Source organism: Micromonospora sp. URMC 106 (assembly GCF_051386395.1).
In the GTDB taxonomy this organism is placed as follows: domain Bacteria; phylum Actinomycetota; class Actinomycetes; order Mycobacteriales; family Micromonosporaceae; genus Micromonospora.
On record NZ_JBPQTP010000057.1, the window covers coordinates 1 to 14854 of the forward strand.

Here is a 14854-nt window from a genome sequence, read left to right on the forward strand (position 1 = left end):
CCCGCGCACCCGCCCGCCCGCGCGGCCGGTTGCCGCGCGCCCCCCCGTTCCGGGTGGCGGACCGGCGGGCCGGCGGCGGACCGGGTTCGGAAACGGGGCCGGCGGCGCCCCGCCCGGGACGGAGGGCGGGACGCCGGCGGACGGACCGAGCGGCTCAGCCGAAGCGGCCGGTGATGTAGTCCTCGGTCTTCTTCACGCCGGGGTTGCTGAAGATCTTCTGCGTGTTGTCGTACTCGATGAGGCGGCCGGGGTCGCCGGTCTTCTCGATCGAGAAGAAGGCGGTCCGGTCCGAGACGCGGGCGGCCTGCTGCATGTTGTGCGTGACGATGATGATGGTGAACTTGTCCTTGAGCTGGAACATCAGGTCCTCGATGGCCAGCGTGGAGATCGGGTCGAGCGCAGAGCAGGGCTCGTCCATCAGCACGACCTGCGGCTCGACCGCGATGGTCCGGGCGATGCAGAGCCGCTGCTGCTGACCGCCGGAGAGGCCCGCGCCGGGCTTGCCGAGCCGGTCCTTCACCTCGTCCCAGAGGTTGGCCGAGCGGAGTGCCTTCTCGGCCGCCTCGTCCAGGATCGACTTCTTGCGGACCCCGTTGAGCCGCAGGCCGGCCACCACGTTCTCGAAGATGCTCATGGTGGGGAACGGGTTCGGCCGCTGGAAGACCATGCCGATCATGCGCCGGACCGCGGTGACGTCCACGTCCCGGTCGTAGATGTCCTGGTCGTCGATCGTGAGGCTGCCCTCGACCCGGGCGCCGGGCAGCACCTCGTGCATCCGGTTGATCGACCGCAGGAAGGTCGACTTGCCGCAGCCGGACGGGCCGATCAGGGCGGTCACCGTCTTCGGCTCGACCGTCAGGTTGATGTTCTCGATCGCCTTGAAGGCGCCGTAGTAGGCGGTGACGTTCGAGGCTTCGATGCGCTTGGCCATGGTGGTGGTACCTCCGGGGTTCATCGGCCGAGCCGGTTGCGACGGGCCAGCAGCTTCGCCGCGACGGTCAGGATCAGCACGAGGGCGACCAGGGTGAGTGCCGCGGTCCACGCCCGCGCCGGCGCGTACCGTGACGCGTCACCGGCCTGCTGGTAGACGAAGAGGGCCAGCGACGACTGGTTGTTCTCGAACGGGTTGAAGTTGATCGCCGCGCCGCCGCCGGCGACGAGCAGCACCGGGGCGGTCTCGCCGGCCGCGCGGGCGATGGCGAGCATGACGCCGGTGACGATGCCCGGCAGCGCGGTCGGCAGCACGACCCGCAGGATGGTCTTCCACTTCGGCACGCCGAGGGCGTACGCCCCCTCGCGCAGCGGCGCCGGGACGAGACGCAGCATCTCCTCGGTGGAGCGGACCACGGTGGGCAGCATCAGCACGCTCAGCGCGAGCGCGGCGGCGAAACCGGAGAAGCTCGGCCGGCCGTCGTTGAACCACGGCGAGACGATCAGCACCCAGAACGCCAGCACGAACAGGCCGGCCACGATCGACGGGACGCCCGTCATGACGTCCACGAAGAACCGGATCGTGAAGGCGAACCGGCCCCGGCCGTACTCGACGACGTAGATGGCGCAGAGGATGCCGAGCGGGACGGTGATCAGGGCCGCGATGCCGACCTGCTGGAGCGTGCCGACGATCGCGTGGTAGGCGCCGCCGTTCGGGTCGCGGGCGCCGATGTTGTTCATCGAGGTGAGGAAGAAGTCGGCGTCGAGCCGCTCGGCGCCCTTGCTGACCAGCGTCCAGACCACCGAGGCCAGCGGCAGGACGGCCAGCACGAACGCGGAGTGGATCAGCGCGCTCCAGGTGCGGTTGCGCGCCGACCGGCGCCCCTCGACCCGGTTCGCCGCGGCGAAGAGGCCGACCAGGTAGAGCAGCGCGCCGAGCACCACGACCAGCACCGGGCCGCCGATGCCGGCGCCGTAGACGGCCGCGGCGGCGACCAGGAGGGCGGCCGCGGCGATGGCCGGTGCGGCGTACTTCGGCAGTCGGCGGGCCCGCAGCGTGGCCGGCTGCGCCGGCGGGCGGGTGCGGTGCGAGGCGGTGGTGGTCATGCGGCCGACTCCGTGAACTCCCGGCGGCGGTGGATGATCGCCCGCGCCGTGATGTTGACGATCAGCGTGATGGCGAAGAGCACCAGGCCCGAGGCGATCAGCGCGCCCCGACCCGTGTCGTTCGCCTCGCCGAACGTGTTGGCGATGTTGGCGGCGATGGTGTTGCCGCCGCTCTCGATGAGGTTGAACGAGATGTTGAAGGTGATGCCGAGGGTCATCGCCAGGGCGATGGTCTCGCCGAGCGCCCGACCCAGGCCGAGCATCACCGCGGCGACGATGCCGGGGCGGCCGTACGGCAGCACCGCGGTGCGGATCATCTCCCAACGGGTGGCGCCGAGGGCGAGGGCCGCCTCCTCGTTGGCGGTCGGGGTCTGCGTGAACACCTCGCGGGAGAGCGAGGTAATGATCGGCAGCACCATGATCGCCAGGACCAGCGCGCCCAGCATGATGGACTTGCCGAACGGACCGTCGCCGCCGAAGATCGGGATCCACCCGAAGTACGTGTTCAGCCAGGCGGAGAAGTCCCGGACCGGGTTGATGAAGACGTCCCGGCCCCAGAGGCCGAAGACCACGCTCGGCACCGCGGCCAGCAGGTCGATCAGGAAACCCAGGGTGGTGCCGAGCCGGCGCGGGGCGTAGTGGGAGAGGTAGAGCGCGATCCCCAGGGCCACCGGCACCGCCATCAGCAGGGCCAGGGCGGAGCTGAGCACGGTGCCGAAGGCGAGCGCGCCGATGCCGAACTTCGGCTCCGCGTCGTTCGGGAACCAGCCCTCGAACGTCCAGAAGCCCTCGGTGTTGGCCCGCAGCGCCGGCACGGCCTTGGCGATCAGGAAGACCGCGATGGCGGCGATGATGACCAGGACGGCGACGCCGGCGGCCAGGGTGAGGCCGCGGAAGGCCCGCTCTGCGCCGAACGCCCGGGCCCGCGGCAGCGCGCCGCCGCCGCCCAGCCCGGCTCCGCCCGGGGTACGGGTGCGAAGTGGTGCCTCGGCCAGACGCGCCGAGGCACCGGCGGGCCGGTCGTGACCTTCGGTCACGCGGGTCCCGCCGGTGCCGGCGTCAGCCGAGCGGTGAGGGGTTTCACCCATCTGCTCGCTCGCTTCGAGTTGAGGTGGTGGTGACGGTGTCGGTGAGGGCGGGTCAGGCGAGGTTCTTGACCGCGGCCTCGACCTTGGTGCGGACCGACTCGGGCAGCGGGGCGTAGCCCAGCTCCGTCAGGTCGGCCTGGCCCGCGGTGCTGGCGGCGTGGCCGAGGAAGCCCTTGACCAGCGGCAGCTTGTCGGCGGGCAGGCCCTTCGAGCAGACGATCTCGTAGGTCACCAGGACGATCGGGTAGGCCCCGGCCTCCTTGGTGTTGTAGTCGATCTTCATCTTGAGGTCGTCGCCCTGGCCGACCACCTCGGCGCCGGCGATGGTCTTACCGGCCGACTCGGCGGTCAGCTCGGCGAACTCGCCCGCGCCGTTGCCGACCTTGGCGGTCTTCAGGCCGCCGTTCTCGGCGTACGACCACTCGACGTAGCCGATGGTGCCGTCCTGGTTCTTGATGGCGCTGGCCACGCCGTCGGACTTGGCCGCACCGGTGCCGCCGGGGGCCTTCCACTCCTTGGCCTTGCCGAAGGTCCAGTCGGACGCGGCGGTCTTGGTGAGGAAGTCGGTGAAGTTGTCGGTGGTGCCGGAGGAGTCTGAGCGGTGCACCGCGTTGATGGCGGTCGACGGCAGCTTGGCGTCCGGGTTGTCGGCCTTGATCGCCGGGTCGTCCCACTTGGTCACCTTGCCGGCGAAGATCTTCGCCAGGGTGGCCGGCTTGAGCTGGAGGTTGTCCACGCCGTTGACGTTGTAGGCGATGGCGACCGGGCCGATCACCATCGGCAGGTTGATGGCGGCGCCGCCGACGCACTTGGCGTTGGCCTGCGGCTGCTCCTCCTCCTTGAGGGCGGAGTCCGAGCCGGCGAAGTCGGCGGTGCCGGCGATGAAGGCCTGGATGCCGGCGCCCGAACCGGACGGCTCGTAGTTGATCTTCGCGCCGGAGCACTTCTGCTGGTACGCCTTGATCCACTCGTCCATGGCGTTCTTCTGCGCCGACGAGCCCTGGGCGTTCAGCGTGCCGGTGGCGCAGTCGGCCGCGGCGGCCGACCCGGAGGCGGAGGCGCCGCTCGCGGACTCGTTGTTGTCCGAGCCGCATGCACTGAGAGCGAGCGTCGCGGTAAGAGCGAGGCAGGCGAGAGTGCCGTGCCGCTGGAGCTTCACCTGAGGGGTATCCCTTCACGTCTGACTTCGCACCCGGATTGGGGGCCCGGGGTGCCGGCGCTGACCGGCTGGTCCAAAAGTTAGGAGTGCCAGGTAGCCGGTTCGCCGGTCAGAAGTGAACGGGGGGTGAACAGGTGCGGCAGCGCAGGTGACCGCTTGCTGAGGGTGAGTTGTCCGTTAAGTGAACTCGGGTGCCCCTGTCGGACGTATGGGCATTTTCCCGGTTAGCCGTTATCTCGCCGACGCGCCGCCGTTATCCGGCGGTGACCGGCCCGCGCGCCGGTCGGGCCCCGGACCCGCCGCGCCGAGCGGGGGCCGGCCCGGAGGAGGCTCGTCGCGCCGCGCGGGCCGGCCCGCGGACGCGCGCGCCGGCCCGGCTCCCGGCTCGCCACCCCAGGTGAGCCGGGAGCCGGGTGGCGGTCAGGCCGACTGGTAGTTCACGTGGGCGGACCAGCGGGCGAAGCCGAGCCGCTCGTAGAGGGCCACCGCGGCGGTGTTCGACTCGTCCACGTAGAGCATGACGCGGTCCAGGCCCCGCCGGTCCCGCAGGTACGCCAGGCCGGCCGCCGTCAGCGCCCGACCCAGCCCGCCGCCGTGCGCCGCCGGGTCCACCCCGAGGACGTAGACCTCGCCGATCCGCGCCGAACCGGGCCGCTCGTGGACCTTCGTCCAGTGGAAGCCGAGCAGCCGGCCGGTGGCCTCCTCGACGGCGAGCAGGAAGCCGTCCGGGTCGAACCACGGCTCGGCGAGGCGTACCCGCAGGTCGGCCGGGGACCAGCGGCCCTGCTCCGGGTGCTCGGCGAAGGCCCGCGCGTTGAGCGCCAGCCAGGCCGCGTCGTCGTCGCCGGGCCGGAACGCGCGCAGCGTCACCCCGTCCGGCAGCCGGGGCTCGGGGATCGGGGCGGTCAGCGGCCGGCGCAGTTGCCAGAGCACCCGTGCCCGGCGCAGGCCCAGGTCGACGCCGAGCGCGGCGGCCGACGGGTGGTCGCCGTGCGCCCACACCCGCAGTGGGCCGGGGGCCGCCGCCAGTACGCCCCGGGCCAGCGCCCGGCCCGTCCCGCGCCGCCGGTACGCCGGGTGCACCGCCAGTTCCGCCCCGGTCCCGGCGTCGCCGTCGGTGGTGTCCAGGTGGGCGTAGCCGGTCAGCGTCCCGTCGGCGGCCCGGGTGGTCAGGTGCACCGCGGCCGCGTCCGGGTCCCGCAGCCGGAGCAGGACGTGCTCGTCGAACGGGTCCGCACCGTCGGCGTCACCGGCGGCCCGGGCGAGGGCGAGCACGTCGGCGATCTCCGTGGGGCTGAGGCGGTCGGTCCGGGTCACCTGCTGGCTGGTCGGTTCGGCGCTGCTCATGCCGTCACCGTAGTCCGGTCGGTCGTCGCCGCCGCCGACCTCGGCGCGCTCCGCGGCGTGGTGTAGCGGGCGTCACGCCGGCGTGGGCGCGCCGCACGACCCGCCCCCGGGCAGGCCGGCACCTGGCAACCGCACGTCGCGCCGCCGTCGGGGAGCGCCGCCACGTGGAGCCCTCACGTCCCGCCGTCGGGGAGGGCCTCCACCTGGAACCGGCTGGTCAGGCTCGGCAGGATGCGGTAGAGCGCGTCCACTGTGCCCTGCCGGTCGCCGCCGGCGTCGTGCAGCAGCACGACCGAGCCGGGTTCGACGTTGGTGACGACCATCGTGGCGATCCGGCCGGCCCCCGGCGCCGACCAGTCCGACGGGTCCACCGTCCAGTGCAGTGGCGTCATGCCGAGTTCCCGGGCCACCGACACCACGGAGCCGGTCCAGGCGCCGCCGGGCTGGCGGTAGTAGGCGATGGGGGCGCCGGGCACCGCCGCGCGGATCGCCGCGCTGGTGCGCAGCAGGTCCGCCCGGATGACCTCCGGTGACCGGCGGCCGAGGTTGACGTCGTGGTTCCAGCTGTGGTTGCACAGGGTGTGCCCGTCGGCCACGATCGCCTGGATCAGGTCCGGGTGGTTCTGTGCGTTCTCACCCACCACGCAGAAGGTGGCCCGGACGTCGTGCTTGCGGAGCAGGGCGAGCACCTGCGGGGTGTACTGCGGGTCCGGGCCGTCGTCGAAGGTCAGGGCGACCAGCGAGGTGCCGCTGGTGGTCTGCGCGCCGAACGGGCCGGCGGTCCCGGTCGCGCCCGGTGTGCCGCTCGGGTCGGCGCCACCGTCCTGCCCGGTCTCGGCCGGTGCGGAGCTCCGGTTCCCGCCGGGCGTGCCTCGGTGGGAGTCGTCCGCCGGCGGCTGGTCGGCGTAGTGCGGGCCGGTGGCGCTCGTCGTCACGCTGGAGGCGGGCGGGTCGGGCACCAGGCTGCGCCCGAGCGCGTACGCCGTGCCGAGCAGGACGGTCACCACCAGCGCGACGAGGCCGACGGCGCGGGCGGCCGAGGGATCCCGTCTCAGTGCGCCCGTCCGTGCCGAACCGCCGCCCCCGTGGTCGATGCGCACGACGCCGCCTCCCTCTCTGCCCGGCAAACCCGGCAGTCAGAATAGAGCCGACTAGCGGTGCAAAAAGGGCATATGGGGAATAGCCCCCGGAATGGGGTGCGGGATCAGACGGGCAGGGGTGCGTGCTCCGCCTCCGGCAGCGACCGGGACGGCGGCACCACGAACTTGTAGCCGACCTGCCGCACGGTGCCGATCATCGACTCGTACTCGGAGCCGAGCTTCGCCCGCAGTCGCCGGACGTGCACGTCGACCGTGCGGGTGCCACCGAAGTAGTCGTAGCCCCAGACCTCGCGCAGGAGCTGGTCCCGGGTGAACACCCGACCGGGGTGTTGGGCCAGGAACTTCAGCAGCTCGAACTCCTTGTAGGTCAGGTCGAGCGGGCGGCCCTTGAGTTTGGCCGCGTAGGTGTCCGGGTCGATGGTGAGCTCGCCGGCCCGGATCGAGCCGCCGGCGCCGGAGGTCGCGTTGCTCAGCCGGCCGACCGCCAGCCGCAGCCGGGCCTCCACCTCGGCCGGCCCGGCCGAGGCGAGGATGACGTCGTCGACGCCCCAGTCGGCGTTGAGCGCGATCAGGCCGGCCTCGGTGACCACCGCGACCAGCGGCACCCCGAGCCCGGTGGCGTGCAGCATCCGGCAGGTGGCCCGGGCCTCGCTCAGCTCGGAGCGGGCGTCGACCAGGACCGCGTCCGGGCTGGGGCCGGCGACCAGGGTGCGGACGTCGCGCGGCGCGGTGCGGACCGAGTGCGGCAGCAGGTCGAGTGCCGGCAGCACAGCGGATGGTTCGCCTGCGCGCGCGGTCACCAGCAGCAGGATCTCCACGATCACCTCCGTCCCGGCGGCCGTCGGCCGCGCGCGACCAGCGCACCCCGAAGGGGATGTGGCGCTGATGAAACTTGCGTGGGTCCCGGCGTCGCTGACGGGCGGGTAACGGTCTGAGCCTAACGGATGACCCCGGCTTCACCTTCGCGTCCTTTCCCGTTTGCCCGGCTTGCCCGTGATCGCGCCGCAGGTTTTAACGTTGCCGAAACCGTGACCTCCGCGTGGGGCGGCCGGTCTGGCACGATCGGGGCGTGTTTCCCTCCAGCTCGCCCGAGACCGGCCGCGACCCGTGGCCCGACGGGCCCCGCCCGGGCCCGGCGGGCCCGTCCCGTGGCCAGCCGCCGGCGCCGCGCACCGGGCCGGCCACCGACGACGACGGCGACCGTCGGGAACGCGGCGGGCCGCGTCGCGCCCGGCGCGGTGGCGAGCCGCCGCGCCGGCCCGACGACGAGGCCGACGCGGAGCCGGACGAGGAGGCGGTGGAGCCGGTCGAGGTGCGCCGCCAGCTCGCGCTGTCCGTCGCCGGGTTCGCGATCCTGCTCGGGGTCGGCCTGGTGCTCGGGGCGCAGACCTCCGGCCCCGGCCACCGGCTGCCGTTCGCGGGCATCATCTTCGGCGTACAACTGCTCTTCGTGCTGGCCTGGACGATGGCCATGCGGCCGCCGGCGCTGCTGCTGGTCGCCCTGGTCAGCGGGGTGGCCGCGGTGGCGGCCGACGCCGCCGCCGTGCAGACGGACGTCGCCGGCCTGGCCCCGCTGGGCTACGTCGCGGCGGGCGGCTTCCTCCTCGGGGTGCTCGGCCAGCTCGTCCGGCGGGTCGACCGCGTGCGGGTGACCGACTCCCTGGGCAGCACCCTGCTGATCGTGGTGGGCGTTGTCGCCTTCGCCACCCTGATCACGCTCAGCCGGATTCCGGCCGGCACCCAGGCCATCACCGTCTGCCTCACCGCCAGCGGGGTCGCGCTCACCGTCGCCCGGCTCACCGACGCGGTGGCGCCCTGGCCGCGGCTGGCGCCGCAGGTGCCGAGGGGCGCGGCCGGCGTGGTCGGCGGCGCGATGGTCGGCACGCTGGTCAGCGCCGTCCTCGGCAGCTACCTGGTGACGCCCTTCACCCCGACGAAGGCCGCGATCATCGGGCTGGTCGCGGCGGTCGCCGCCGTGCTGGCGGACCTCGCCGTGGGGTACGCCGAGGCGGGCCGCCTGATGGCGGGGGAGCCGCCGACGATGTGGGTAGCCCGGCACATGCAGGGGCCGCTCGGCGGCTTCGCCCTCGCCGCGCCGGCCGCGTACGCCATGTGCAAGCTCGTCCTCTGACGGCGATTGGGCATTCGTCCGTTCGGGTACCACCGGGGGGCCGCTGTGCGGCACCCGGCACTCACGACAGGAGGCGGCGTGGCGCAGGATCACACGTACGGGGAGCGGCCTCGTCGACGCGGGCGCAAGGTGCTGATCACCCTCGTCGTCCTGCTGCTGGTGCTGGGCGGCCTGATCGTCGTGGCCGACCGGGTCGCGGTCGGGGTGGCCGAGCGGGCCATCGCCGACCAGGTCCGGCAGGAGATCGCCAAGCAGGGGGCGCAGTCCTCGGCCCCCGAGGTCGAGGTCGGCGGCTTCCCGTTCCTCACCCAGGTGCTCGACGGCCGGTACGAGCGGATCACCATCGGGCTGCGGGACGTGCAGGGCCCGGTGCAGGGCGACGTGGTCGCGCTGCCGAAGCTCGACGTGGACGCCCGCGACGTCCGCGCCTCGCTGGACACGATCCGCTCCGGCCAGGGCGAGGTGGTCGCCGAGACGGTCGACGGCACCGGCACCATCAGCTACGACAGCCTCGCCAAGCTGCTCGACCGGCCGGGGCTGACCCTCGGCGAGCAGGGCGGCCGGCTCGCCGTCACCGCGCCGGTCGACATCCTCGGCCAGCGGCTCACCGTGACCGGCACCGCCGACATCACGGTCGGCGACCAGGGGCAGGTGGCGCTGCGCTTCAACGACCTGAACGCCCAGGGGCTGCCGAACGTGCCGCTGGCCCGGACGCTGCTCAACAACTACGCCAAGAGCATCTCCGTCAACGTGCCGCTGCCGGAGCTGCCGTTCCAGCTCGCCGTCCGGGAGGTCCGGCCGCTGCCCGAAGGGCTGGCGGTGACGGCGGACGCGAAGAACGTGCCCATCAACTCCGCCACCGGCTGAGCCCCGACCCGGCCATCGGCTGGGCCTGGTCCCGGTCATCGGCCGGGCCCCGACCCGGCCATCCGCCGCGCCGCCGGCGGCCCGGCGGCGCGTCCCGGATGCTGGTCGGTCCGCTGGCGTCCCCCGGCGTGGCTGGTAGGCTCCCTGCTCATGGGGACGCTCCTCACCAAACGGCGCGCGGTCGACCTGTGCCGCGTGGCCACCTGCCTGTGTCGCCCCGTCATCTGACGGCGGGGCTGTCCTCGGCTGCCTGACGCAGCCAGTGGCACTCAGGGTCCGCGTACCCCCGGTGCTCTCCCACCGAACGCCCGGCAGCGGCGCCGTCGCACGAACCCGTGATCCGTTTCTCGCTATGGGTCCCGCGCGTGGTGCGACAATCATGTGCATCGATTTCCGCGCGCTGGCTCACCATCCATCCTCACCAGGGAGTGATCTGATGAGTCGCGACACCGCACTCGTCTCGGCCGAGTGGGCCGAGAAGAACATCGACGCCCCGGGCGTCGTCTTCGTCGAGGTCGACGAGGACACCTCGGCCTACGACACCGGCCACATCGCCGGCGCGATCAAGCTGGACTGGAAGACCGACCTGCAGGACCCGGTGCGCCGGGACTTCGTCAACAAGAGCCAGTTCGAGGCGCTGCTCTCCGAGCGCGGCATCGGCAACGACGACACCGTCATCCTCTACGGCGGCAACAACAACTGGTTCGCCGCGTACGCGTACTGGTACTTCAAGCTCTACGGCCACCGGGACGTGAAGCTGCTCGACGGCGGCCGCAAGAAGTGGGAGCTGGACGCCCGCCCGCTGGTCAAGGACGCGGTGACCCGCCCCGCGACGCAGTACGTGGCGCAGGAGCCGGACACCTCCATCCGGGCCTTCCGCGACGAGGTCGTGGCCGCGATCGGCACCAAGAACCTGGTCGACGTGCGCAGCCCCGACGAGTTCGCCGGCCGGCTGCTCGCCCCCGCCCACCTGCCGCAGGAGCAGGCGCAGCGGGCCGGGCACATCCCCACCGCGATCAGCGTGCCGTGGTCGAAGGCGGCCAACGAGGACGGCACCTTCAAGTCCGACGACGAGCTGCGGAAGATCTACGCCGACGCGGGCCTGGACGACAGCCGGGAGACCATCGCGTACTGCCGGATCGGCGAGCGTTCCTCGCACACCTGGTTCGTGCTCCAGGAGCTGCTCGGGCACCGCAACGTGAAGAACTACGACGGATCCTGGACCGAGTACGGCTCGCTGGTCGGCGTGCCGGTCGCGCTCGGCGACGAGCCCGGGGAGGCCTGAGCCATGACCGCACCCACCGCTGCCGGCTGCGCCGCTCCCGACCAGGCAGCCCCGCTGCCCGCGAGCCTGGACCTGGAGAAGGAGACGGTGATCACCGGCGTCGTCCGGTCCGACGAGGGCGAGGCCGTCCCGGGCGCGTACGTCCGACTGCTCGACTCGACCGGTGAGTTCACCGCCGAGGTGGTGACCTCGCCGGCCGGCCAGTTCCGGTTCTTCGCCGCGCCGGGCACCTGGACCCTGCGGGCCCTGTCCCGGCACGGCAACGGCGACACCGCCGTGACCGCCGGCCGGGGCATCAACGAGGTCGCCGTCACGGTCGCCTCCTGACCCACGCTCTGATCGGCCCGTGGCCCGCCCCTCGCCGAGGGTGCGGGCCACGACCGTCCCCGGGCGCCGGCACGATCCTCTCGGCCGGCGCGGGCGCGGAGCGCGACCGTCTCCGGGCGGTTCGCGGGCACGACCCTTCCCGGCCGGCGTGGTCGCCGGACCGCGACCGTCTCCTGGGGGCGGGCCGCCGACGTGACACGATGATGTCGTGAACGGTGTCGTAGAGGCGGGGCAGGCCCCGCCGACCGGTCCCGACCGGCCGGCGTCCCCCCGGCGGTGGCTGCCCTGGCTGCTCGCCGCCACCGTGGCCTGGGCGGTGCTGCTGGCGGCGCTCACCTGGACGTCGGTGCGGGACGACCCGCCGACCGTCCGCGAGCAGCGCTCCCTGGCCGAGGCCGGCCCGGTCGTCGACCGCGCGGTCGGCGAGCTGGTCGCGGCGGCCGGCGACACCGCCGTGCTGACCCCGCCCGAGATCGAGCGGGGCTGCCGGGTCACCCCGTTCGCCGACGGCGCCGTCCTGACCCGAGGGGTGGACGTGTTCGTCCCCGTGGGCCTGGAGCGGGCGCTGCTGGAGCGGGTCGCCGACCGGCTCCCCGAGCGCTGGCGGGCCGGTGTCCGGGTGACCTCGGACGACGGCCCCCGGCTGCGCGCCGACGCGGGCGAGTTCGTCACCGTCGCCGGCGGGATCGAGGCCGACGGTCGCGTCCGGTTGACCGCCGACACGGGCTGCCGGCCGGTCGGCGCCGGCTACGCCGCGCCGGCGGTCGCCGCCGACGGCGAGCAGGCCGACGCCCTGGCCGCGGCGCTGCGGGCGTTCGGCGCTCCGGCCGATCCGGCCCCCACGCTGGTCGTGGCGCCCTGCCCCGCCGGCGGCACCGTCCGCACCGCCCGCGCGGCCGCCGTCCCGGCCCCGCCGTCCCCGGCCGCCGCGCTCGCCCCCGTCGCCCGCCCCTCGCTGCTGGACACCGCGCAGGCGTACGCCTACCGGCACGGCGCCGTCGTCGTCGTCGCCGACCTGACGGGCGACCGCGTCGTCGTCTCCGCCAACACCGGCTGCGCCGCCTGACCCGACGGTCAGTGGCGCGGGGCCTGGTCGCGCGGGCGGCGGCTGCGCCCGAGGGCGTCGACGTGCCCCCAGCGGCCGGGGATGTCGAGCAGCTCGACGCGCCCCATCCCCTCCGGCACGGCGGGGTCGATGATGAGGTGCTCACCCTGCGGCTCCAGCCCCAGCATCACCCGGAGCAGCAGCAGCGGCGTCCCCGCCGACCAGGCCTGCGGGCTGCACGCGGTCGGATACTCCACCGGGTACTCGGTCAGGTCGCGCTCGTAGCCGGCGAAGGCCTCCGGCAGCCGCCCGCCGAAGAACCGCGACGCGGCCAGCATCGCCTCGCAGATCTGGCCGGCCTCCCTGCGGAACCCGTACCGCCACAGGCCCCAGGCGATGAGCGAGTTGTCGAACGGCCACACGGTCCCCACGTGGTAGCCGACGGGGTTGTACCGCCCCTGGTCGTCGGCGAGGGTCCGGACCCCCCAGCCGGAGAAGAGCCGGGGCCCCAGCAGGTGCTCGGCGATCCGTCCGGCGCGCGACTCGTCCACGATGCCGCTCCAGAGCAGGTGCCCGATGTTCGAGCTGAGCGCGTCCACGTGCCGGCCGTCGGCGTCGAGGGCGAGCGCGTAGTACTCCCGCTCCGGGATCCAGAAGTCCCGGTTGAACCGCATCTTCAGCTCGGCCGCCTCCCGCTCCAGCCGGTCGGCGTACGCGGGGTCGCCCCAGAACAACCGGGCCATCCGGGCGCCACGGATCTTCGCGTCGTACGCGTACCCCTGGAGTTCGCAGGTGGCGCGGGGGAAGCCCGGTAGCCGGCCGTCGCGGTAGGAGATCGAGTCCCAGGAGTCCTTCCAGCACTGGTTCGCCAGCCCGGTGTCCGGGTTGCGGGTCCGGTACCAGATGTACCCGGTGCCGAGCAGGTCGCCGTACGTGTCGATCCAGGCGAGGGCCGCGCGGGCGTTCGCCTCCAGTTGCCGCACCAGCCCGGCGTCGCCGGTCCACCGCTCGTACTCGTCGAGCAGGATGACGAACAGCGGCGTGGAGTCGGCCGCCCCGTAGTACGGGGAGTGGGGCTGCTCCTCGAAGCCCGCCGTCTCGCCGTAGCGCAGCTCGTGCAGGATCTTGCCCGGCTCCTCGTCCCGGAAGTCGTCGATGCGGTGCCCCTGCAGACCGGCCAGCATCAGGATGGTCGCCGGGATCAGCTCCGGCAGGAAGGGCACCACCTGGAGCGAGGTGATGATGCTGTCCCGGCCGAACAGGGTCATGAACCACGGCAGGCCGGCGGCCATCAGGCGTACGCCGAGGGCGATCGACTCGTAGCGCAGCGCCGCCAGGTCGTTCAGGCTCTGCCGGTACGCCCCGGCCAGCGGCTGGCAGTCGCAGCCGAGCTTCGGCGCCCGCTCGATCAGCTCGTTCTGTTCGGTCTGGATCGCGGCCGGGTTGCGACTGCCCCCGTAGAGCGGCAGGTTGGCCCGGATGTCCTCGCCGCGGGCCCCGTAGACGACGGTCGACACGTGCAGCCGGGTCGTCCACTCGCTGTGCGGGCCGACCCGGATCCGGAACGTCATCCCCGCGACCCCGATGTCCGCGGGCGCGCTGGTGCTGATCACCGTCTCGCGGTGGAAGCCCTCCCGGCGGTACGTGAGGCGCAGGTCCTTGTCGCCGGTGGTGGCGATGGTGCGACCCTTCTTCCGCCGGACGTGCTTGATCTCGAAGACGTCCGCGAAGTCGGCGCCCATGTCGAGCCGGACGGTGAACTCCATCTCCTCTCCGGCGTGGTTGAGCAGGGTCAGCTCCTCCTCGAAGCTGCCGCCGATGGCCCGGCTCCGGATCACCGAGACCTTCGCGTCGAGGTAGTGGGTCGGCTCGCCGGGGACCAGGAAGAAGCGGGTGCGGTAGGACTCCGCGTCGTCGACGGAGAGCGCGTGCAGCCGCTCGCCGTCGACGGTCAGGATCCAGGTGGAGAGGTACCGGGTGTCGAACGAGAAGAGCCCGGTCGGGAAGTCGAGGGACGGCTCGATGTCGCCGTGCCGGTCGCTGACCAGGAAGGTGTTGCCGTCCAGGATGCTGACCAGGTCCTTCATCGCAGCCGCCCGGCCTGTTCGCGGGCGACCTCGCGGGGGTCGCGGGTGTCGGGCGGCTCGGGGAAGAACCGCCGGAAGGCCAGGAAGAGCACGACGTCGCCGCTGAAGCTGCTCTCGTTGCGCAGCACCGTCGAGATCGCCTGGGCGCGCCCGGTGACGAGCCGGTCGAACAGGTCCTCGCTGGTGTACCAGATCGCGTCGGCCGGCCCCCGGTGGCGGCTCACCTCGATCGCGCCCGGTTGCATCCGGACCACCCAGTGCACCGTCTGGTTGCCGCGGGCGAGGTCGATCTGCATGGTCCCGTTGACCGGACCGCGCAGCACGTGCGGGGCGCGCGCCGGCAGTGATTCGAAGAACCGCTCCGTCGCCTCGCTCACACCC

General features: G+C 73.2%; 15 protein-coding genes. 6 read left to right on the forward strand and 9 right to left on the reverse strand.

The features are described 5' to 3' along the window. Window positions 1-154 precede the first annotated feature (154 nt). The 7 genes from pstB to ACSNOB_RS18455 form a co-directional block, all read right to left on the reverse strand. A complete protein-coding gene (gene pstB / locus ACSNOB_RS18425; protein WP_350684604.1) occupies window positions 155-931 on the reverse strand; it encodes a phosphate ABC transporter ATP-binding protein PstB in 777 nt (258 codons plus the stop codon). A 20-nt stretch (window positions 932-951) separates the two neighbouring features. Next, a complete protein-coding gene (gene pstA / locus ACSNOB_RS18430; protein WP_436687777.1) occupies window positions 952-2037 on the reverse strand; it encodes a phosphate ABC transporter permease PstA in 1086 nt (361 codons plus the stop codon). Further along, window positions 2034-3125, reverse strand: a complete 1092-nt coding sequence (gene pstC, locus ACSNOB_RS18435; protein ID WP_393106010.1) for a phosphate ABC transporter permease subunit PstC — start codon at window positions 3123-3125, stop codon at window positions 2034-2036. The genes pstA and pstC overlap by 4 nt, the downstream gene beginning before the upstream one ends. A 52-nt stretch (window positions 3126-3177) precedes the next feature. After that, on the reverse strand, window positions 3178-4284 hold the full coding sequence (gene pstS / locus ACSNOB_RS18440) for a phosphate ABC transporter substrate-binding protein PstS (protein WP_436687778.1): 1107 nt from the start codon (window positions 4282-4284) through the stop codon (window positions 3178-3180). 420 nt (window positions 4285-4704) lie between these two features. After that, entirely contained in the window at window positions 4705-5631 is a 927-nt protein-coding gene (gene mshD / locus ACSNOB_RS18445) for a mycothiol synthase (RefSeq protein WP_436687779.1), read from the reverse strand. 173 nt (window positions 5632-5804) lie between these two features. Then, on the reverse strand, window positions 5805-6725 hold the full coding sequence (locus tag ACSNOB_RS18450; RefSeq protein WP_436687810.1) for a polysaccharide deacetylase family protein: 921 nt from the start codon (window positions 6723-6725) through the stop codon (window positions 5805-5807). A gap of 110 nt (window positions 6726-6835) precedes the next feature. After that, a complete protein-coding gene (locus tag ACSNOB_RS18455) occupies window positions 6836-7555 on the reverse strand; it encodes a winged helix-turn-helix transcriptional regulator (protein WP_393106004.1) in 720 nt (239 codons plus the stop codon). Window positions 7556-7800: 245 nt separating this feature from the next. On the opposite strand from ACSNOB_RS18455, the gene ACSNOB_RS18460 reads away from it, so the two are divergent. The 6 genes from ACSNOB_RS18460 to ACSNOB_RS18485 all read left to right on the forward strand — a co-directional run bounded on the left by ACSNOB_RS18460 (window position 7801) and on the right by ACSNOB_RS18485 (window position 12407). Then, window positions 7801-8862 (forward strand): hypothetical protein, encoded by a 1062-nt coding sequence (locus ACSNOB_RS18460; RefSeq protein ID WP_436687780.1) that lies wholly within the window; start codon window positions 7801-7803, stop codon window positions 8860-8862. Window positions 8863-8940: 78 nt separating this feature from the next. After that, window positions 8941-9729 carry an LmeA family phospholipid-binding protein gene (locus tag ACSNOB_RS18465; protein ID WP_393106000.1) on the forward strand — a complete coding sequence of 263 codons (789 nt, stop codon included), beginning with the start codon at window positions 8941-8943 and terminating at the stop codon, window positions 9727-9729. 150 nt (window positions 9730-9879) lie between these two features. Then, window positions 9880-9957, forward strand: a complete 78-nt coding sequence (locus ACSNOB_RS18470; protein WP_311202345.1) for an Ms5788A family Cys-rich leader peptide — start codon at window positions 9880-9882, stop codon at window positions 9955-9957. Window positions 9958-10165: 208 nt separating this feature from the next. Further along, complete coding sequence (locus tag ACSNOB_RS18475; protein ID WP_393105998.1) at window positions 10166-11014, forward strand: sulfurtransferase; 849 nt, start codon at window positions 10166-10168, stop codon at window positions 11012-11014. Between the two features lie 3 nt (window positions 11015-11017). After that, window positions 11018-11341 carry a DUF1416 domain-containing protein gene (locus ACSNOB_RS18480; RefSeq protein WP_393105996.1) on the forward strand — a complete coding sequence of 108 codons (324 nt, stop codon included), beginning with the start codon at window positions 11018-11020 and terminating at the stop codon, window positions 11339-11341. Between the two features lie 208 nt (window positions 11342-11549). After that, window positions 11550-12407 carry a hypothetical protein gene (locus ACSNOB_RS18485; RefSeq protein ID WP_436687781.1) on the forward strand — a complete coding sequence of 286 codons (858 nt, stop codon included), beginning with the start codon at window positions 11550-11552 and terminating at the stop codon, window positions 12405-12407. A gap of 8 nt (window positions 12408-12415) precedes the next feature. On the opposite strand, the gene ACSNOB_RS18490 is transcribed toward ACSNOB_RS18485, so the two are convergent. Then, window positions 12416-14473, reverse strand: coding sequence for an amylo-alpha-1,6-glucosidase (locus tag ACSNOB_RS18490; protein WP_436687782.1), 2058 nt, complete (start codon window positions 14471-14473; stop codon window positions 12416-12418). After that, on the reverse strand, window positions 14470-14850 hold the full coding sequence (locus ACSNOB_RS18495) for an SCP2 sterol-binding domain-containing protein (RefSeq protein ID WP_436687783.1): 381 nt from the start codon (window positions 14848-14850) through the stop codon (window positions 14470-14472). Before ACSNOB_RS18495 ends, ACSNOB_RS18490 begins: the two co-directional genes overlap by 4 nt. Window positions 14851-14854 lie beyond the last annotated feature (4 nt).